This window comes from Hyphomonas adhaerens MHS-3, from assembly GCF_000685235.1.
In the GTDB taxonomy this organism is placed as follows: Bacteria; Pseudomonadota; Alphaproteobacteria; order Caulobacterales; family Hyphomonadaceae; genus Hyphomonas; species Hyphomonas adhaerens.
Genome location: NZ_ARYH01000003.1, coordinates 393,964 through 412,299, shown reverse-complemented (window position 1 = coordinate 412,299; position 18,336 = coordinate 393,964). Strand labels below are relative to the sequence as shown.

The 18,336-nt window shown below is 62.1% G+C and carries 21 protein-coding genes; 11 read left to right on the top strand and 10 right to left on the bottom strand.

Annotated features, from left to right (window positions below):
- Positions 1-7: 7 nt before the first annotated feature.
- Together HAD_RS16275 and HAD_RS16270 are read right to left on the bottom strand one after the other, a co-directional pair.
- Positions 8-796, bottom strand: coding sequence for an SDR family NAD(P)-dependent oxidoreductase (locus tag HAD_RS16275; protein WP_035573523.1), 789 nt, complete (start codon positions 794-796; stop codon positions 8-10).
- Positions 793-1,230, bottom strand: a complete 438-nt coding sequence (locus HAD_RS16270; RefSeq protein WP_084332023.1) for a PaaI family thioesterase — start codon at positions 1,228-1,230, stop codon at positions 793-795. Before HAD_RS16270 ends, HAD_RS16275 begins: the two co-directional genes overlap by 4 nt.
- 117 nt (positions 1,231-1,347) lie before the next feature.
- Here HAD_RS16270 and HAD_RS16265 point away from each other — a divergent pair, with 117 nt between their 5' ends.
- From HAD_RS16265 to HAD_RS16240, 6 genes are all read left to right on the top strand, one after another.
- A complete protein-coding gene (locus tag HAD_RS16265; protein WP_035573521.1) occupies positions 1,348-2,508 on the top strand; it encodes an acyl-CoA dehydrogenase family protein in 1,161 nt (386 codons plus the stop codon).
- Between the two features lie 95 nt (positions 2,509-2,603).
- Positions 2,604-3,839: a serine hydrolase domain-containing protein gene (locus HAD_RS16260; protein ID WP_035573520.1), complete on the top strand. Its 1,236-nt coding sequence runs from the start codon at positions 2,604-2,606 to the stop codon at positions 3,837-3,839.
- Positions 3,840-4,030: 191 nt separating this feature from the next.
- Positions 4,031-4,522, top strand: a complete 492-nt coding sequence (locus tag HAD_RS16255) for a hypothetical protein (protein WP_156942314.1) — start codon at positions 4,031-4,033, stop codon at positions 4,520-4,522.
- 9 nt (positions 4,523-4,531) lie between these two features.
- The gene (locus tag HAD_RS16250; RefSeq protein WP_035573515.1) at positions 4,532-4,996 is read left to right on the top strand and encodes an NUDIX hydrolase; all 465 of its coding nucleotides are present in this window, start codon (positions 4,532-4,534) and stop codon (positions 4,994-4,996) included.
- Positions 4,993-5,256 (top strand): DUF3253 domain-containing protein, encoded by a 264-nt coding sequence (locus tag HAD_RS16245; RefSeq protein ID WP_035573513.1) that lies wholly within the window; start codon positions 4,993-4,995, stop codon positions 5,254-5,256. The genes HAD_RS16250 and HAD_RS16245 overlap by 4 nt, the downstream gene beginning before the upstream one ends.
- The gene (locus tag HAD_RS16240) at positions 5,256-5,609 is read left to right on the top strand and encodes a TfoX/Sxy family protein (RefSeq protein WP_035573511.1); all 354 of its coding nucleotides are present in this window, start codon (positions 5,256-5,258) and stop codon (positions 5,607-5,609) included. Before HAD_RS16245 ends, HAD_RS16240 begins: the two co-directional genes overlap by 1 nt.
- Before the next feature lie 112 nt (positions 5,610-5,721).
- Here HAD_RS16240 and HAD_RS16235 read toward each other — a convergent pair whose 3' ends face one another.
- The 3 genes from HAD_RS16235 to HAD_RS16225 all read right to left on the bottom strand — a co-directional run bounded on the left by HAD_RS16235 (position 5,722) and on the right by HAD_RS16225 (position 7,590).
- On the bottom strand, positions 5,722-6,225 hold the full coding sequence (locus HAD_RS16235) for a phosphoglycerate mutase family protein (protein WP_051596396.1): 504 nt from the start codon (positions 6,223-6,225) through the stop codon (positions 5,722-5,724).
- Entirely contained in the window at positions 6,222-6,710 is a 489-nt protein-coding gene (locus HAD_RS18230; protein WP_051596395.1) for a DUF3291 domain-containing protein, read from the bottom strand. The genes HAD_RS16235 and HAD_RS18230 overlap by 4 nt, the downstream gene beginning before the upstream one ends.
- Positions 6,711-6,795: 85 nt before the next feature.
- Entirely contained in the window at positions 6,796-7,590 is a 795-nt protein-coding gene (locus HAD_RS16225) for an enoyl-CoA hydratase/isomerase (RefSeq protein WP_035573509.1), read from the bottom strand.
- A 161-nt stretch (positions 7,591-7,751) separates the two neighbouring features.
- Here HAD_RS16225 and HAD_RS16220 point away from each other — a divergent pair, with 161 nt between their 5' ends.
- Entirely contained in the window at positions 7,752-9,188 is a 1,437-nt protein-coding gene (locus HAD_RS16220; RefSeq protein ID WP_035573507.1) for a coniferyl aldehyde dehydrogenase, read from the top strand.
- Between the two features lie 70 nt (positions 9,189-9,258).
- Here the strand turns inward: HAD_RS16220 and HAD_RS16215 are convergent, their stop codons facing one another.
- The 3 genes from HAD_RS16215 to HAD_RS16205 form a co-directional block, all read right to left on the bottom strand.
- Entirely contained in the window at positions 9,259-10,836 is a 1,578-nt protein-coding gene (locus tag HAD_RS16215) for a DEAD/DEAH box helicase (protein WP_035573505.1), read from the bottom strand.
- 182 nt (positions 10,837-11,018) lie between these two features.
- Complete coding sequence (locus tag HAD_RS16210) at positions 11,019-11,549, bottom strand: hypothetical protein (RefSeq protein ID WP_156942313.1); 531 nt, start codon at positions 11,547-11,549, stop codon at positions 11,019-11,021.
- Positions 11,550-11,735: 186 nt separating this feature from the next.
- Entirely contained in the window at positions 11,736-12,344 is a 609-nt protein-coding gene (locus tag HAD_RS16205) for a superoxide dismutase (protein WP_035573501.1), read from the bottom strand.
- Positions 12,345-12,408: 64 nt separating this feature from the next.
- On the opposite strand from HAD_RS16205, the gene HAD_RS18225 reads away from it, so the two are divergent.
- A complete protein-coding gene (locus HAD_RS18225) occupies positions 12,409-13,059 on the top strand; it encodes a squalene/phytoene synthase family protein (RefSeq protein ID WP_162177532.1) in 651 nt (216 codons plus the stop codon).
- On the opposite strand, the gene HAD_RS16195 is transcribed toward HAD_RS18225, so the two are convergent.
- Together HAD_RS16195 and trmFO are read right to left on the bottom strand one after the other, a co-directional pair.
- Positions 13,056-14,033, bottom strand: a complete 978-nt coding sequence (locus HAD_RS16195; RefSeq protein WP_035573499.1) for an NAD-dependent epimerase/dehydratase family protein — start codon at positions 14,031-14,033, stop codon at positions 13,056-13,058. The two genes, HAD_RS18225 and HAD_RS16195, sit on opposite strands and share 4 nt — an antisense overlap.
- A gap of 5 nt (positions 14,034-14,038) precedes the next feature.
- A complete protein-coding gene (gene trmFO / locus HAD_RS16190; RefSeq protein ID WP_035573497.1) occupies positions 14,039-15,442 on the bottom strand; it encodes a methylenetetrahydrofolate--tRNA-(uracil(54)-C(5))-methyltransferase (FADH(2)-oxidizing) TrmFO in 1,404 nt (467 codons plus the stop codon).
- A 78-nt stretch (positions 15,443-15,520) separates the two neighbouring features.
- On the opposite strand from trmFO, the gene HAD_RS16185 reads away from it, so the two are divergent.
- The 3 genes from HAD_RS16185 to HAD_RS16175 are packed head-to-tail and all read left to right on the top strand — an operon-like array spanning position 15,521 to position 18,323.
- The gene (locus tag HAD_RS16185; protein ID WP_156942312.1) at positions 15,521-16,339 is read left to right on the top strand and encodes a hypothetical protein; all 819 of its coding nucleotides are present in this window, start codon (positions 15,521-15,523) and stop codon (positions 16,337-16,339) included.
- Between the two features lie 53 nt (positions 16,340-16,392).
- Positions 16,393-17,367, top strand: a complete 975-nt coding sequence (locus tag HAD_RS16180) for a hypothetical protein (protein WP_035573493.1) — start codon at positions 16,393-16,395, stop codon at positions 17,365-17,367.
- 11 nt (positions 17,368-17,378) lie between these two features.
- Positions 17,379-18,323 (top strand): hypothetical protein, encoded by a 945-nt coding sequence (locus tag HAD_RS16175; RefSeq protein WP_035573491.1) that lies wholly within the window; start codon positions 17,379-17,381, stop codon positions 18,321-18,323.
- Positions 18,324-18,336: the final 13 nt, after the last annotated feature.

The window sequence follows — 18,336 nt, the reverse complement described above, 5'->3', positions numbered from 1 at the left end:
TCCTGCCCTAGGCGTTTTTGATCGTCAGGCCGCCATCGACCGGGATGTGCACGCCGGTCATGAAGCTGGCCGCCGGCAGAACACAGGAGAGGGTGATGTTCGCCACCTCCTCCGGAATGCCGTAACGGCGCAGCGGCACGCGGCGCTTGGCGTAGATTTCCTTGTGCTCGTCCGGAATGCCGGCGGTGATGCCGGTCTTGATCGGGCCGGGGCAAATGCAGTTCACGGTGATGCCTTCGCGGCCAAGGTCCACGGCGAGGCCGCGGGTGAGGCCGATGACGCCATGCTTGGCGGCGACATAGGGGGAGTTTCCGGGCGTTGCGCCCAGACCTTCCGTGGACGCCACATTCACGATCCGGCCATAACCGGCCTTGCGCATGTAGGGCAGCGCCGCGCGGATGGCGCGCTGGTGGCTGGTCAGCATGACATTGATGCTGGGCCCCCAGCTGTCCTCATAACTTTCCTCGGCGATATTGGCCGGGATGGCGAACCCGGCATTGTTGACCAGGATTTCCAGCCCGCCGAAATGCGCGGCCGTCTCGTCGATCACGCGCTTGATGGCATCGGCATCGCCGACATCCATCGCCCAGCCCTTCACATGATTGATCCCGGCGGCCTTGATCTCCTCGACCACGGCATCGACGGCGTCCTGTTTCAGATCCGTGACGGCAACATTGGCGCCTTCGCGGGCGAACAGGTGGGCGGTGGCCCGGCCCATGCCGCTGGCGGCGCCGGTGATGAGGGCGGTCTTGCCCTTGATCGAGCGCGACAGCGCTTCATAGGGTGGCTGGCTCATAGGGGTTTCCTCTCTCTTCTTTTCTTGATTGTCCCGGAGAAGTTCAGGACAGGGCGTCCGTCTTCTCCGCTTACGATTCCCCGGATGAAACTCAGCGATCCGCCGTCTCGCAGGATGTCTCCGCGCGCTTCCAGCCGTTCGTTCTCCACGACCGCATCGACGAATTCCGATGAAAAGGCGACCGTGACGCCGGTAAATCCCTCCGTCGTGCCGTGCCCGAGGGCAAACAGCGCAAAATCGGCGAAACTCATCAGGCAGCCGCCATGCACGACGCCGTTGGCGTTCAGATGCTTGCGTTCCACCCGGAAGGCGGCGACCGGTCCCTGCTCGTCAACCTTGAAATAGAACGGCCCGGCCGTCTCGTGTTCATATGGATCGTCGGTCCAGGTGAACCATCCTGCGAACTCGCCTGATTTCTCGATTGTTTTGGTCACGCTGCCTCCCTGTATTTCGGGCGGCACGATACCGCACGGTTACCCTTCGACAAGCGTGCCGTTGGGGAATAGATTACCCCGGCGAACAGACAGAATAATGGAACAAGGAAGCAGACCATGGCCTTCGACGCCGAGATCCGCGACGCCCTGATCGAACAGGTGCGCCGCTTTGTGACCGAGAAATGCGTACCGGCCGAGGCGGACGTCTCTGAAAATGACGAGGTGCCTCAGTCGATCGTCGACGAGATGAAAAGCCTCGGCCTGTTCGGCATTGCCGTGCCGGAGGAATATGGCGGCCTTGCCCTCGACATGGAGACCGAATGCCTCGTCGCGTTCGAACTGGGCCAGACCTCTCCGGCCTTCCGTTCGGTCGCGGGCACGAATATCGGCATCGGGTCGCAGGCGCTTGTCCTGTTCGGCACCGAGGAGCAGAAGACGAAATGGCTGCCGGGCGTCGCCTCGGGCGACCTGATCGCCAGTTTCGCGCTGACCGAGCCGGAAGCCGGCTCGGACGCCGCCAGCCTCAAGACGAAAGCCATCCGCGATGGCGATCATTACGTCCTGAACGGCACCAAGCGTTACATCACCAATGCCAACAAGGCCGACATCTTCACGGTCATGGCCCGTACAGATCCTGACACGCCCGGCGCCAAGGGCGTCTCGGCGTTCGTGGTCGAGCGGGACACGCCCGGCGTCTCCGTCGGCGTGCCGGAGAAGAAGATGGGCCAGCAGGGCGCGCATATCTGCGACGTGATCTTCGAAGATGCCCGCGTGCCGGCCAGCAACATGATCGGCAAGGAAGGCGAGGGCTTCAAGGTGGCGATGAGCGTGCTGGATAAGGGCCGCCTGCACATCTCTGCCGTCGCGACCGGCGTCTCCAAGCGCCTGATCCGCGAAATGGTGAACTATGCACTGGAGCGCAAACAGTTCGGCAAGCCGATCATGGAACACCAGATGATCCAGGCGATGATCGCCGACAGCCAGGCCGAGACCTATGCGGCCGAATGCATGATCATGGATGCTGCCCGCCGCCGCGATGCAGGCGAGGATGTCACCCTGCTCGCCTCATCCACGAAACTGTTCGCCACTGAGGCGTGCGGCCGGGTTGCGGATCGCGCGGTGCAGGTGTTCGGCGGCGCGGGCTATGTCTCCGACTATGGCATCGAGCGCTTCTACCGCGATGTCCGCATCTTCCGCCTCTATGAGGGCACCAGCCAGATCCAGCAGATCATCATCGCCCGCGAACTCGCCCGGGCGGCCAAGAAAGGCACCCTGTAAGGGCGCACATTTGCCTCTGCGGGCACACCGGGTAGAATTCCCGTTCGCCCGCAGAGGCCATTTAAAAAGACCGGGATAACAGGAAACGCACTCAGATGTTCGAACACGACCCCACAGACCCGCATGAAGTCGGCCTTGATGCGGATCGCCTCGCGGCGGTTCCGGCCTTTTTCAAGGAAAACTATCTCGACACCGGCAAGCTGCCCTGCATGGCAACGCTGATTTCGCGCAATGGCGAGGTCGCGCTGGAAGACTATTCCGGTACGACGCATCTGGGCGAAGGCGACCCGATCGGCCCGGACACGATCTTCCGCATCTATTCCATGACCAAGCCGCTGACCTCGCTCGCGGCGATGATCCTGTTCGAGGAAGGCAAGCTGCGCCTGGAGCATGAGGTCGCCCGCTACATTCCCGAATTTGCGGATGTGAAGGTCTTCGATGGCGGCACGCGCGAAGGCTACACGGTGCGCGATCCGGACCGGCCGATGCGGGTGCTGGACCTGTTCACCCACACGTCCGGCCTCACCTATGGCTTCATGATGCAGAATGAGGTGGACGCCCTCTACCGCAAGGAAAAGATCGGACGTCCGGACGAGACGTTGCAGCAGATGGCAAAGCGCCTCGCTGGCCTGCCATTGCTCTGCTCGCCGGGAGAAGAATGGTGGTACAGCCACTCCATCGATGTGCTGGGCGCCATCGTCGAAATCGTTTCCGGCATGGAGCTGGACGAGTTCTTCCGCCAGCGGATCACCGGCCCGCTGGGCATGGTCGACACCGAATTCTGGGTGCCGGAGGAGAAACTCCCCCGCCTCATGGCCTGCTATGAGAAGCACGCCATCACCGGCGAAGTGAAGCTTGCCGATCCGGCCGGGGCTGAGTCGAAGCTCTACGCGAAACGCCCGACGCTGCTGAACGGCGGCGGCGGCCTCGTCTCCACGGTGCGCGATTATCACCGTTTTGCCCTGATGCTGCTGCGCGGTGGCACGCTGGACGGCGCGCGCATCATCAGCCCCAAGACCTGGGAATTCATGCGCCAGAACCATCTCCCGAATGGCGAGACGATGCGCAGCATGGGCCGCTCCATGTTCAGCGAAGTCATGTCGCCGGGTGTCGGCTTCGGTCTTGGCGGCTCGGTGGTCACCGATGTGGTCGCCAGCCAGCAGCCGGGCAGCGAAAGTACATTCAGCTGGGGCGGCCTCGCCTCCACCTTCTTCTGGGTCGATCCGGAAGAAGAAATCATCGGTGTCCAGATGACCCAGATGATGCCGTCCTCGGCCTATCCGATGCGCGTCCAGTTCCAGCAGTTGGCTTACGCGGCGGTTGATTGGTGATCTGCATCAGGCGGTTTTTTGCTGTCGTCTTCCTTGCGCTTCTCGCAGCAGGTTCGGCGCAGGCACAGCATTGGGCCAGCTACAAGCATGAGAACTCCCCCGCCGGGGCGTTGTACCAGGACTTTGTCGGGCGTCCGTATCAGGGTGTTGATGAGGAGCGCGCAGCGCTTCGCGACTTTGCTGACCGCTACATGGCGCTTTCCGGTCCAAACGGTGATGCGTGCTTTTACGGCTGCGGGGCGGGTCGCGCAGGCATTGGCCCGAATATCACCCATCCGGAATTCCGCCTGTACCTGGCGTACACGGCAATCGCGGAAGCAGAAGTCAGCAGAAACCTTCCGGGCGATGCGGTGTACGCCCTGTCCGCGGCGGCGCAGCTTGTTGCGGTCTGGAAGGCGGAATATGAAGCGGCCGTGTTTGAAGCCATGTCTTTAGGTGAAACGCGTTCGGAGGCAGATCAGAGCGTTCTGTCATTCTTGTCAGGCAGAGGCTGGGTTTATTTTTCCGGTTGCGTCGGCAGGGATGCACCGTTCGATGAACTTGCCGGCCACATTGATGAGATTGCTCTGACTGCGTTGCAATCGCCGTCGATTTCAAAGGCCGATTCAAATCGGCTGAACGCGCTGCGGGCGACCCTGCCTGAATTGGGGCGCGGCGTGTGGGCGGACGAGACACAGCCTTAGCGCCCCATCATGACGTTGCCTGATGTCCCCCCGCCGCAACAAAGGCCCAGCGCCCGTCTCGTCATTCTTGATGCGGCGGGCCGGGCGCTGCTGTTCCGTTTCCGCTTTCCGGACCGCACGTTCTGGGCAACGCCCGGCGGCGCGGTGGACGAGGGCGAAACTTTCGAGCAGGCCGCGCGCCGCGAACTGCTTGAGGAAACGGGCCTGATGGGAGACCTCTCCGGCGAGGTGCACCGGCGCTACACGGTCTTCACCGGCCCCTCCGGAAACCGGGTGGAGGCGGACGAGCGCTATTTCTGCCTGCGCACGGAAGGCGCGGAAATCGACCGCTCGCGCTGGGAGCCGGTCGAGCAGGAGATGATCGCAGAGACCGCCTGGCTTTCGCCTGCTGATATCCGGGCCTTGCCGGACCCGGTATTTCCGGAGAACCTCGCCGACCTTGTCGATTATCTGAAAGAGGCGCCCCGCGCATGAGCGAGCCAACCGCAAATCCCGTCCGCGAGGCGATCCTGGAACTGACCGAGGCGGCCGGTCCCGGAAAGTCGATCAGCGCCGAACAGGCGGCCCGGGCCGTCAGCGAGAAGAACTTCCAGCGCGTCCTGAAGGATGTGCGGGCCGAAGCCATTCGCCTGCATACCGAGGGCACGGTGCTGATCTACCGCAAAGGCAAGCCGGTGGAGGATCCGAAAGCCTTCAAGGGCGTCTACCGGCTCGGGCGTCCTGCTGTGTCCTGATGGCGAAGCCGCCGGAACCTTTCCATGAATTCGTCATGGAGCTGTTCATGCCGATGGGGCCGGTCAGCGTGCGGCGCATGTTCGGCGGCGCGGGCGTTTTCAAGGACGGCCTGATGTTCGCCTTGCTGTCAGATGACGTGATCTACCTGAAAACCGACGCGGCCCTTCGCGCAGACCTGGAAGCCGAAGGCTCCGAGCCGTTCATCTGGACCCGGCAGAGCGACGGCAAGCAGACGGACATGGGCTATCTCAGCCTGCCGCCGGATGCGATGGACGAGGCGGATCTGGCCAGCGAATGGGGACGCAAGGCGTTCGCCGTGGCGCTGGCCGCAAAGGCAAAAAAGCGCAAATAGGACCCGTCGGACGCCGCTATATATGGTGTATAGACGGTCTGTAGATTGGATTTGTGAGGGTCTGAGCGGCGGCTTATCCAACACCGGATTTCTCCTCCTGGTTGGAACGAGTCTATTCCCCGTAGCGGCGCAGCTCGCTCTTCGCCCGGCCTTTGGTAACCGTCACGACATAGAGCCGGTCATACTCTGTGGCCTCGACAATCGGCGCGCCGGGCTTGCCGCCCAGCTGCTTCACAAGGTCCGGAATTGTATTGGAATGGCCGACGACCAGCATGGCACCTGGGGTGGCTTTCAGCTGGTTTGCAAAGACGTCCTGGCGGCGCGCATCATAGAGCTGTACGGGCAGGCCGGTGCTGTTCGCGGTCGGCTTGGCGGTCGAGATCGTGCGCTTGGTGTTCGTCGACCAGATTTCGGTCAGGCCTGCGCCCTGTAGCTCCTGTGACAGGATGTCGGCGCGGGCACGGCCCACGACGGTCAGGTCCGGATCGTCACCGGCCTGTTTTTCCGCATGGCGGACCAGGTAAATCGTTGTGTCTGGCGGCGTGGGCGTGCTGGCACAGGCGACAATCGCCAGGAACGACAGGGCTGCGAGGGTGGCGCGGCGCGTCAGGCTCATGCTGCGACGGGGCGATCCACCGGATCGTCCAAGGAGAAGGCTTCCGGCGTGGAGCCGTGTGCTCTCAGGTGCTGCAGCTTCTGCCATCCGTCCTCCATCGAAACGCGTTCGCCCTTCGGGGCCCACCACATCACAAAGCCGGGGCCAGCCGAACGGTCGATTTCCGTTGACAGGCGCCGCATGCTCGGCGGGTGGGTCCGGCCGGAATACGAGAATTCCTGGAGGTGCTCAAGCGACGTCCAGCCCCCCATGGTCGAAACATCCGGGGCTCCCATGCCCTCCGGATATGGAAAAATGCCGTCCAAAGGCATCCACACACCGTCAGGGCGACGCACGCCATGACGGTGGAAGTGCAGGCCTTCAAAGCTTGCGGCATCCGCAAAAACACGCGGCATGATGCTCACGAAAATACGGATAAACTCATTTTCCAGACTGAACGCCCCAAGTGGGCGCGCACAGTTGAAATGAATAAGGCGATAACCCATCCCCAGCCTCCTGAAGAGCAAGGAAATACCCAGAAGGAATTACCCCATTCTTAAAGGCCGGTCCGTAACCGTCATAAATCTTAGGTTACTTTCCCTGAAATTTTGCCGGGCGCTTTTCGAGGAAGGCCTTCACGCCTTCGGCAAAGTCCGCTGTCCGGCCCGCTTTGCGCTGTGCGAGGCGTTCTTCGTGCAAGGCTTCGCCAAGATCGGTTTCGGTGGCGTCCCAGATCAGTTTGCGCATGCCGGCCAGAGCGACCGTCGGGCCCGCTGAAAGGGTTTCGGCCCATTCCATCGCGGTGGCCATCAACTGGTCATCCTCGACCACTTTGTTGACCATGCCCCACTCCAGGGCTTTGTCGGCGGGCAGTTTTTCGCCGAACAGGGCCATTTCCATGGCACGAACCCGGCCGACCGTGCGGGCCAGCAACCAGGTAGAACCGCCATCCGGCACGAGGCCGATGCGGCGGAAAGCCTGCAGGAAGTAGGCGCTTTTCCCGGCGACGATCACGTCTCCCATCAGGCCGATGGAGCAGCCGACCCCTGCCGCCGCGCCGTTCACGGCCGTGATCACCGGGTGCGGGTGTTCGCGGATGGCGACGATCATCGGGTTGTAATGGGTGTCCAGCGGGCGTCCGGCGTCCGGCTTGGAGCCCGGATGGCTCAGTGACGGCCCGTTGACCTTGCCCAGATTGGCGCCCGAACAGAAGCCCCGGCCATTCCCCGTAATCACGGTGCATCGCGCCTCGTCTGCCGCTTTTTCGAGGGCGTGCAGCATCTCCTGTGCAGTGTCGACACCGCACGCATTCATCGTCTTCGGATCGTTGAAGGCGATGACGGCGATATTGCCCTTCAGTTCGTAGGAAATCAGCTCGTAGCTCATGGTCGCCCTCCCTTTGGCGTGGATCTGTGTCTGACGCGCAATCTAGCCCGGGCTGACGGCTTGTGAACGCCTCACCCGGCGGCAAGCCCAATCTTCCATTGTTAAGCCCTGAACGTGCGCTACACTGTTCAGAACAACCGATAAGCAGGGAGATCGGATCCATGGCCCTTGATAGCGCCCCCACCACCGGCATGACCGGCATTCTCGCCAGGCAGAAAGCGGCTCACATTCGGGACGGGATTCCATCGACCGCCAAGCGGATTGAATGGCTCGACAAGGCGATTGATCTCCTGATCACCTATAATGACGAACTGGTCGATGCGATGTGCCAGGACTTCGGGCACAGGTCCAAGGACCAGTCGGGTTTCACCGATATCGCGAGCTCCATCGGCGCCCTGAAGCATGCCAAGAAGCACGTCGCCAAATGGATGCGTCCGGAAAAACGCAAGTCGGAATTCCCGCTGGGCCTGCTCGGCGCCCGGTCGCAGATCCAGTACCAGCCGAAGGGCGTGATCGGCGTCATCAGCCCGTGGAACTTCCCGGTGAACCTGACCTTCGCACCGCTGGCGGGTGTGTTCGCGGCCGGCAACCGCTGCATGATCAAGCCGTCGGAGTTCACGGAAGTCACATCCGAAGTGATGAAGAAGGCAATCGCCCAATACTATGATGAGGAAGAAGTGGCCGTGATCACCGGCGGGCCGGACATCGGCGCCGAGTTCACCAAGCTGGCCTTCGATCACATCCTCTTCACCGGGGCGACCTCCATCGCCCACCACGTCATGCGCGCTGCGGCCGACAATCTGGTTCCGCTCACGCTGGAACTTGGCGGCAAGAGCCCGGTCGTGCTGGGCCGGTCGGCAGACATGCAGAAAGCGGCCAACCGCATCATGGCCGGCAAGGCGTTGAATGCCGGGCAGATCTGCCTGGCGCCGGATTATGCGTTCGTGCCGAAGGAAAAGACCGCCGATTTCGTCGCTGCCGCGACCCAGGCGATCGAGACGATGTATCCGAGTGGCCTGAAGGACAATGAGGACTACACCTCCATCGTGAACCAGCGCCACTATGACCGTCTGATGGGCTATATCGACGAAGCGAAATCGAAGGGCGCAGAGGTCATCGAGATCAATCCGACCGGGGAGAATTTCTCCCAGCAGCCGTATCACAAGATTCCGCCGCATATCATCGTTGACCCATCCGACGATCTGAAAGTGATGCAGGATGAGATCTTCGGGCCGATCCTGCCCATCAAGTCCTATTCCGACACCAAGCAGACGATCGATTATATCAACGCGCATGACCGGCCGCTGGGGCTCTACTATTTCGGTGAAGACGCTGCGGAAAAGGATATGGTGCTGAACAACACCACGTCCGGCGGCGTGACCGTGAATGATGTGGTCATGCATGTCGGCCAGGAAGACCTGCCGTTCGGCGGCGTGGGCCCGTCGGGCATGGGCTCATACCACGGCCGGGAAGGCTTCATGGAATTCAGCCACAAGAAGGCTGTCTTTACACAGACGGGTAGCGAAATGATCGCCATGATCCGTCCGCCTTACGGTGAGAAATTCCGCAAGCAGGTCCAGGGTCGGCTGAAGCGCTGATCGCCTCGCCATCCAACAAAAAAGCCCCTCATCCGGCTGGATGAGGGGCTTTTTTTGATCGGCTGGAAATTTAGCGTTTCAGGAAGGCCGGGATGTCGTTGCCGAAGCCTTTCACCTTTTCCGGTGCCGGGTCGAGGATCAGATCATCATCCTTGCGCTTGCGGTCCCGCGTCGGCTTTTCCTTGCGCTCGGCGCGTTCCCGCTTGGGCTTCTCGCTCTTTTCAGCCTTCTCCGGCTTCTCAGGCTTTTCGGCCTTCTCCGTTTTAGCAGGCTTCTCGGCTTTTACAGGCTTTTCAGCCTTAGCCGGCGTGTCTTCGCGCGCGGTGTCTTCCGGCGGTTTGGCGACAGCGGTTTCGCTCTCAGCTTCTGGTTCTTCCTGCCGGCTACGGCCGCGTGCGCCGCGCGGGGAACGTTCGCTGCGGCCTCCACGGCTGCGTCCGCTATCGCGGCTGCTGCCACGGCGTCCGCGTCCGGTTTTTTCTTCCGGCGGCAGGTTTTCAAGCTCTTCGAGCAGGCCTTCCGGCATGTACTCTTCGACATCCTGCTTGAGCATCTTGAGGACAAAGCCCCAGGATTTCTCATCGACCGGCGAGACCAGGGTGAAGCTTTCGCCTGTGCGCCCGGCGCGGCCGGTCCGGCCGACCCGGTGGATGTAGTCTTCATCTTTCGGCGGCGGACCATAGTTGAACACATGGCCGACATCCGGAATATCGAGCCCGCGGGCCGCAACATCGGAAGCCACCAGGAGTTTCAGGTCCCCGTCCCGGAATCTCTGAAGCGTTTCCGTCCGGACGGACTGGGGCAGGTCGCCGTGAATCGGCGCGGCATCGTGCCCGTGTTTGGTCAGGGACGCGGCGACAATATCGACTTCGACCTTGCGGTTGCAGAAGACGATCCCGTTTTTCACATCGCGCGATTCAATGACGCGGCGCAGCGCTGTGCGCTTGGCCTTCGCCCCGTCGGTCGGCAGGTGGACGACATGCTGGCTGATCGTGGTCGCCGCATCCGTGGGCCGGGCGACTTCGATCTTCACCGGATCGCGCTGAAAGGTTTTCGCCAGGCGCTGAATATCGGTCGGGAAGGTCGCGGAGAACAGCAGTGTCTGGCGGCGCGGCGGCAGCTTGGAGCAGATCTTTTCGATGTCCGGGATAAAGCCCATGTCGAGCATGCGGTCGGCTTCGTCGATGATGAAGTATTCCACGCCCATCAGCAGCAGCTTGCCGCGATCGAACTGGTCGAGCAGGCGGCCCGGCGTGGCGATCAGGACGTCGACGCCGCGTTGCAGCAGGCCTTCCTGTTCCTTGAAGCTCACGCCGCCGATCAACAGCGCCATGGTCAGCTTCAGGTGTTTGCCATATTTCTCGAAACTCTCGGCAACCTGTGCAGCGAGTTCGCGCGTCGGGCAGAGAATGAGGCAGCGCGGCATGCGGGCACGGGCGCGGCCTTTCGACAGGCGGTGGATCATCGGCAGCACGAAAGCGGCCGTCTTGCCGGTGCCGGTCTGGGCGATGCCGGTGACGTCGCCGCCACTGAGAACATGCGGGATGGCTTCGGCCTGAATGGGGGTCGGGGTCTTGTAGCCCGACTCGTCCAGGGCTTTGAGGATGTTCGGGGCAAGCCCGAGGTCGGCGAATGTCGTTTCAGTCAATGTGTGTCGTTCCTAGGATGGAAGTTGTTACCCGGTGCGGCCCGAATGGCCGCCAACATTCCGCTTTCCGCACTGTAATGTGCGTTCCGCGGACCGGGCGCTTTCCATGCCCGGAGCGTCTTGTGCGCTGCACATAGTGTATTTTGGGCTTGACGTGAAGGGGCTGCGTTCAGGACCGGGAGTTAGCCCCCGGCGGTCATGTCCCGGTATTTCATGACATCTTCGACCAGCGACTTCAGCACCCGTTTGGATTGGCCCATGTCGGAAAGTTGTCCCGGCACAGTGATCGCCGCCGTCATCAGGGTGCCTTCCTCGCGGACTTCCAATGTGATGTTCAGGTCACCTTCCCAGGACCAGATGGAGGACAGCATCTTCGAGCGGATGATACATCCATTGGTCGCGTCGGTGATGTCTTCCAGCGGCTGGCTCCGGCTGGCGAGTGAGCAGAGGACGGCGGCCAGGGTTTCGCCAAACGTATTGCGGAAGCCCTGTGTGACATCCCGGCTGGTTTTCATGCCCAGCTTTGCCGAGATCGGCAGGGAGATGTCCTTGATGAGTTTGAGCGGCGGAGCTGGGCCGGCCCCCGTGATGAGCATGACCGGGCGGGCAAACTCGTAAAACTGTTCGGCCGACATGCCCTTGGGGTTCTCCCCCGTCACCGCTTCGATCCGGGCGCGCACCTCGGGATGCCCCATGATTTCACGCGGGACCATGGAGGCGCGCCAATCAAGGGCGGGATCGACTGAATCCAAGGAGGATGGCACGGTATCCGTTTCAGATCCGGCTCTCGGTGCGCCGCATTGGGCGCAAAATCTGTCCGTTTCGCCGAATTTCCGGCCGCACTGCGTACAGAACATGGTCGGGTCCCCACGACTTTTGCCGCAGAGACCCTACCGTAATTATGCGCCCGCGTCAGCGAGGTTCTGGTTCACGAAGTCCCAGTTCACCAGGCTCGTCAGGAAGGTGTCCATATAGTTCGGACGGGAGTTCTGGTAGTCGAGATAGTAGGCGTGTTCCCACACATCCATGGTCAGGAGCGGGGTGGTGCCATCTTCCGTCAGCGGGGTTTCGGCGTTCGGCGTCTTGGTGATGGCCAGCTTGCCATCTTTCAGGACCAGCCAGGCCCAGCCCGAGCCGAACTGCGTGCCGCCAGCCGCCTTGAACGCTTTGACGAACTCGTCATAGCCGCCGAGGTCACGGTCGATCAGTTCTGCAGCCTTGCCGTGCGGCTTGCCGCCGCCGCCGGGTTTCATCGAGTGCCAGTAGAAGGTGTGGTTCCACACCTGTGCGGCATTGTTGAACATGCCGGCTTTAGATGCATCGGCCGCTGCGATTTTGACGATTTCCTCAAGCGACTTGCTTTCGAGGTCCGTGCCCTCGATCAGGCCGTTCAGGTTGGTCACATAGGCCTGATGGTGCTTGCCATAGTGGAAGTTCAGGGTCTGTTCGGAAATGTGTGGCGCCAAAGCATCGCGCCCATAGGGAAGATCGGGAAGTGTGAATGCCATCTGGAATTCCTTTCTTGCAGGTATGTATCTGGTAGATAAGCGCGTCATCCGACATATGGGTTCCATGCCGAATACTACCAACCCCCTTTCCAAAACACAGTGGGCCGCAATCGACAAGCGGGTCCGTAAGGTTGATGAGGACCGCTGGATCTCCAGCCGGTACGCGCCTTCGGCCCAGCGTCAGGCCCTGACAGCCCTCTATGCGCTCGCCTATGAACTGGCCCGGGTGCGGCTCGCCGTCTCTGAAGAGACGCTGGGTCTGATCCGGTTCCAGTGGTGGCGCGAAGCGCTGACTGAGCTGGAAGAGGGAAAAACACCGCGCGAGCATGATGTCTGCCTCGCCATTGCGGAGCAAACGGCGGCTGGTCAGCTGAAGCCCGCTGCGCTGCAAAGGCTGGTCGATGGGTATGAAGCCGCCTTTGTGGCGGAAGACCGCAGCAAGGAGCCGGAAGCCTGGCTCGCCCTCATCGCGGCGAGCATGCTGACATCCCATCATGACTGGGCCGAGGAAATCCGCGATGTCGCGCCGGCCTATGCCGCGCTGCGGCGGTCAGAAACGAAAGCCTTCGGCCCGCATGTGAAGCCCGTCCCGAAATCCATCCGCCCGGCCGTCGCCCATTACCGCCTGCGCAAGCATTACAGCGAAAAAGGCGAACCGGACGCCGTCACCAAACGCCTCAGCATCCTGAAAGCGATCCGGACCGGGCAGGTCTAGGCGCCACCCGTGATCAGCGACGCGCCCAGCGTGCTGGGTGAGACGAAGCCGCCGTCATGGGCGAAGGGCATCGGGTCACCAGATTTCAGGGCGTTCAGGATCGCGGCGAAATCCGTACGGCAGCGGAAGCCGAGATCGCGTTCCATCCGCGCGGCATCATAGACCCGGCCGATGGAGGCGGGGAGTTTCCAGCCTTTTCTGGCGAAGAGGTCAGGTGCTTCCGGGAAATACCTTGCCACCACTCCAGCAGCGTCGGCCTTCAACGCCGCACAATCTTCGCGCGTGAAAGGTGTGGGCGCTGAGGCGATATAGAGGCCGAAGCCGATCTCCACGGCTTTCTCCAGCGCGACGACATGCGCTTCGGCGGCGTCTTCCACCGTCAGACGGCGGTGCAGGAATTCGATGGCTTTCAGGTTCTCTGGTGGCGGGTCGCTGTGGGTGTCGTCGTCTTCCGGGAAGAACCGCGAGGTGCGCAGGATGACGACGCCAAGGCCCGTCTCGCCATGGACCTGGCGGCACAGAGACTCGGCGGCAAGCTTGGTGACGCCATAGATGTTGCGAGGCGCCAGCGGCGCGTAAGTCTCATCCATCCAGACGGCTTCTTCGCTGACCTCGTCGCGCACGGCCTGTGAGATCATCAGGGATGTGGTGGATGTCATCACAAACCGGTCGTGCCCGGCGGCGACGGCGGCCTCCAGCAGGTTCAGTGTGCCGGTGACATTGGTGTCGATAAAGGCGCGGGCCGGGAAGCGGGCGATGTCTGGCTTGTGCAGGGCGCCGGCATGGATCACGGCCTCAATGCCGCGATTGCTGAAGATCTGGTCGATCAGGGCCCGGTCGGCCACGCTTCCGGTCACCTGTGTGTGCGGACCGGGCGCGACGTCCAGCCCGGTAACTTCATGGCCGAGAGCGGCCAGCCGTGGGGCAAGATGGCGGCCCAGCCAGCCAGTGGATCCGGTTAGCAGCAGCCGCATTGCCGCTACTCCGCTGCGACGAGGCTCTGCCCGGCCAGCCACGCATCGATATCGCTTAACGCGCGCGCCGCCTGGGCGCCTTTCTTGGCCCGGCCTTTCGCCTTGCCGCGCAGGCGCTTGCCGTTTTCGTCGGTCTTCGGGAATTCGGCGATATCCGGGAAGAGTCCGAAATTGACGTTCATCGGCTGGAAGGTCTGTTTGCCTTCGAGGTGGCCGCCCGTGATGTGCGTGACGAGCGCGCCGAGCGCCGTTGTCGGCGGCGGCGCGTCCAGCGTACGGCCGAGGCGTTCTGCGGCGGCGAAGCGTCCGGCGAGCAGGCCCATGGCCGCACTCTCGACATAGCCTTCCACGCCGGTGACCTGTCCGGCAAAGCGCAGGCGCGGCATGGATTTCATGCGCAGCTGGGCGTCGAGCAGCTTGGGTGAGTTCAGGAACGTGTTGCGGTGGATGCCGCCGAGGCGCGCGAACTCGGCCTTCTCAAGACCGGGGATCATGCGGAAGATGTCGGTCTGTGCGCCGTATTTCAGCTTGGTCTGGAACCCGACCATGTTCCACAGCGTGCCGAGGGCATTGTCCTGGCGCAGCTGGACGATGGCGTGGGCCTTCACGTCCGGCTGGTGCGGATTGGTCAGGCCAACCGGCTTCATCGGGCCGAAGCGCAGCGTCTCCCGGCCCCGTTCCGCCATGACTTCGATGGGCAGGCAGCCTTCGAAATAGGGCGTGTCCTTTTCCCAGTCGCGGAATTCGGTCTTCTCGCCCGCGATCAGCGCGTCGATGAAGGCGTTATATTGCTCTTCCGTCAGCGGACAGTTGATATAGGCCGCCGTGTCGCCGCCGGGCCCCGGCTTGTCATACCGGCTCTGGCGCCAGGCTTTCGACATGTCGATGCTGTCGAAATAGATGATCGGAGCGATGGCGTCGAAGAAGGCGAGATCATCCTCGCCCGTGTGGGCATGAATTGCCTCGGCCAGCGGAATGGATGTCAGCGGGCCGGTGGCGACGATCACGCTGTCCCAGTCTTCCGGCGGGATGCCGGCAATTTCTTCGCGGACAATGGTCACGTTCGGGTGGGCTTCGAGTTTTGCGGTGACCGCTTCGGCAAACCCCTCCCGGTCGACCGCCAGCGCGCTGCCCGCGGGCACCTGGTGTTCTGCCGCGGTGGAAATGATCACCCCGTTCGCGCGGCGCATCTCTTCGTGAAGCACGCCGACGGCGTTTGCCGTATGATCGTCGGAGCGGAACGAGTTCGAACAGACAAGCTCGGCCAGTTTGTCCGTCTGGTGGGCTTCCGTGCCTTTTACGCCGCGCATTTCGTGCAGGATGACCGGCACGCCGGCATTTGCCGCCTGCCAGGCCGCTTCCGATCCGGCCATGCCGCCGCCGATGATATGGATAGGTTTGATGCTCATGAGCGGGACATGCGCAGGCCGGTCGGTTCCGTCAAGACGGGGTTTGCGGCTGCGCCCGGGAGCGGTATGGCATTCTGCATGGATTCAAATACGTCATCCCCGGCGGCGTCGCCGTCCATTCCGGATCTGATTGGGCAGGCCTGGCGCCTTGCGGCCCAGGCCGCCCTGCCGGGCCTGCCATGGCTGGCCCTGCTGGCGCTGATGGGCGGTTTCTACAAATGGGCGCTGACCACTGGCGCCGGCGGGACGATGCTGGCGCTGGCCGCGCTGGTCGTCTTTTTCCTGGCAGGGGTGCAGGCGTCCCTGATGATCTACCGGGCGATGATTCCGGATGCCAAAGGGGCCTTCATGGCCTTGATGCATATGAACCTCGCCATCTATCTCGCCTTCTTCTTCATTGGTTTTTTTGTCTTTTTCTTTGTCGGCATTTTCGGCGTCGTGATGTTGCAATTGTCCGGTCTGGTGGATCTGGCAGCCGAAGGGGCGGACCAGCAGATTCCGGCTGCGCTGGCGGGCATGATGTCGACGCCCTATGGCTGGGCGCTCTCCATCGTCTATGCCGCCGGGCTTGGCGGACTGGCCTTTCTGGCCTTGCGCCTTTTGATGGCCGGGGCCGCAACGGTCCAGACAGGGCGGGTCATGGTGTTCCGCACCTGGCGCTGGACGAAGGGGGACGTGGTGCGCTTCGGTGCGGCGAGCCTCGCCACGCATGTCCTGCCGTTCCTGGTGGGCTATGTCGTCAACCTCGTCATCGTCAATGCGGCCGGTCAGGGAGAGATTGCCGTGTTTGCGACCGGGGTCAGCGGCCTGTTGCTGCAGGTACCGTTTATCCTGGCGGGCCATGGCCTGGCCGTGGCGGCATTGCGGGCCATGCATCCCCCCGCCAGCGTTGCCTAAGCGCCCGAAACCGGCTTAGTTTCCCGCCTCAGGGGTCAAGCGAGGGATGCAACATGGCAAGCCAGTTCACGTTCGACGGTGCGTTGATGTTCGGGTTCCGCGCGGCATATGTGCGGACCTTCCCCTGGAAATACGCCTTGGCTTTTGCCGGAGTCAGCACGGCGCTGTCGGCCTTGTTTTTCTGGCTGGTGAAAGACACGCTGCTCGGTTTCATTGAGACGGTAGAGCAGCTGGATCAATCCGGGATTGATGATCCGGCTGTGATCTTCGGGGCGATGTCCAACTTGTTCAGCAGCCTGCTGCCAACGGCGATCGTGGGCGGGGGCGCCAGCCTGGTTGTCTGGGCCATGTTCATGACCGCCACCCAGCGGCGGTATATCCGGGATGAGGACTTTTCGATCCGTTTCGGCCCCGACGAGGTGCGGATGATGGGGGCCGGCCTTGTCTGGTTTCTCGCGCTTTCAGTCATTTATGTCCTGCCGCTGCTCGTGATGCTGCCCGCCTTCAGCCTGATCACGGATTTCTATCACGGGGACATCACCGAGGAGCAGCTGGCAATGTCCATGCTGGGCCGTGCTGGTATCGTTTCGGTGTTCTTCCTGCTGACTTTGCCGGTCTATATCTTCTTTGCGACGCGGTTTGCGCCCGTGTTCGCCATGACCCTGAAGGAAGGCAAAATTGCCTTCGGCGATGCATGGATTGCGTCTCGCGGCCGGTTCTGGCCGATCCTCGGGGCGTACCTCATCCTCGCGATCATTGGCGGCATGGCGGTTGGCTTCGTCTCAACCATTCTGGAAATGCTGGTGATGCCCCTTTTCATGAATTCCGCGAGTTTAGTGGACGATTTATCCGGACTGAAAAGCCTGTTTACGCCCGGGGTGGTCGTGGGGCTGCTGATCTACACATTCTTGCGCTACTTCATGTCAGGCTTGCTGATGCACTTTGTGAACGGACCGGCGGCCTTCGCAGCGCGGCATGATCCGCGCGGCAGTGTCGATCAGACGCTCAATCTGGCGGAATTCGATTAAGGCGCAGGCACATGAACACGGTACAATTCAGTTTCGGAAATGCCGTGACCCATTTCACGAAGACCGGGGGACCGGCAGGCTTCCTGTGGAAGTTCGCTCTGGCCTACGCTGTGCTGGCGTGTCTGGTGCAGGCCGTCTCGATCATCCTGCAATGGCCAATCTATGAGGCGTACGTCCAGATGTTTGCCGGCGGCGGGGATCTGGATCGCTATGCTGAAGACCTGAAAAACATTTCCGTCGGCACGTCATTGAGCGGTCTTCTGGTGATGCCGCTCGGTATTCTGCTCTGGGTCGCTTTCGAGGGGGCCAACCAGCGCCGATATATGCGTGGGGAAGGGTTCGGATTGCGGATCAGCGCCGATGAAGGGCGCTTGCTGCTTGTCGGCCTGATCTGGATTGCGCTGTTCATCGGCATGTATATCGGGTTTGCGGTGACCTTGCTGATACCCGTGCTGGCCGGTTTGGCGATTGGATCGGATGGAATCGGTCTGGCGGTGCTGCTCGGCATCGTTCTGATGCTTGGCTATATCCTGCTCGTCCTGTGGCTTTCCGCGCGTCTTTCTGCTGCGGCCGCCCTGACGGTGAGAGACCGGCAGATCCGTTTCTTTGAGTCCTGGCGCGTCACCCGGGGCAAGGGATGGACGATTGTCGGATCGTGGATTGTGCTCGGTCTGATCGCCATCGTGGTGCTGATCCTGTTCTATCTGCTCCTTGCGGCGCTTGGCATTGGCCTGCTGTCAGCGCAGGTGCCCGGCCTGATGGACGGCGACGCGGCAGACGGCGCAATTGTCGGCGCGGTCGCGTCCCCCATGTTCTGGGCGCCGATGCTGGTTGTCGTGCTCGCCTTCAGCGTTGCGCAATCCACGCTGATGCACATTTTCAGTGGGCCGGCCGCTCTTGCCGCGCGCACCGATCCGGAATGGGTCAGTGCGGGCACGATCGGTGAGTTCGACTAGGCGGGAACCCTCT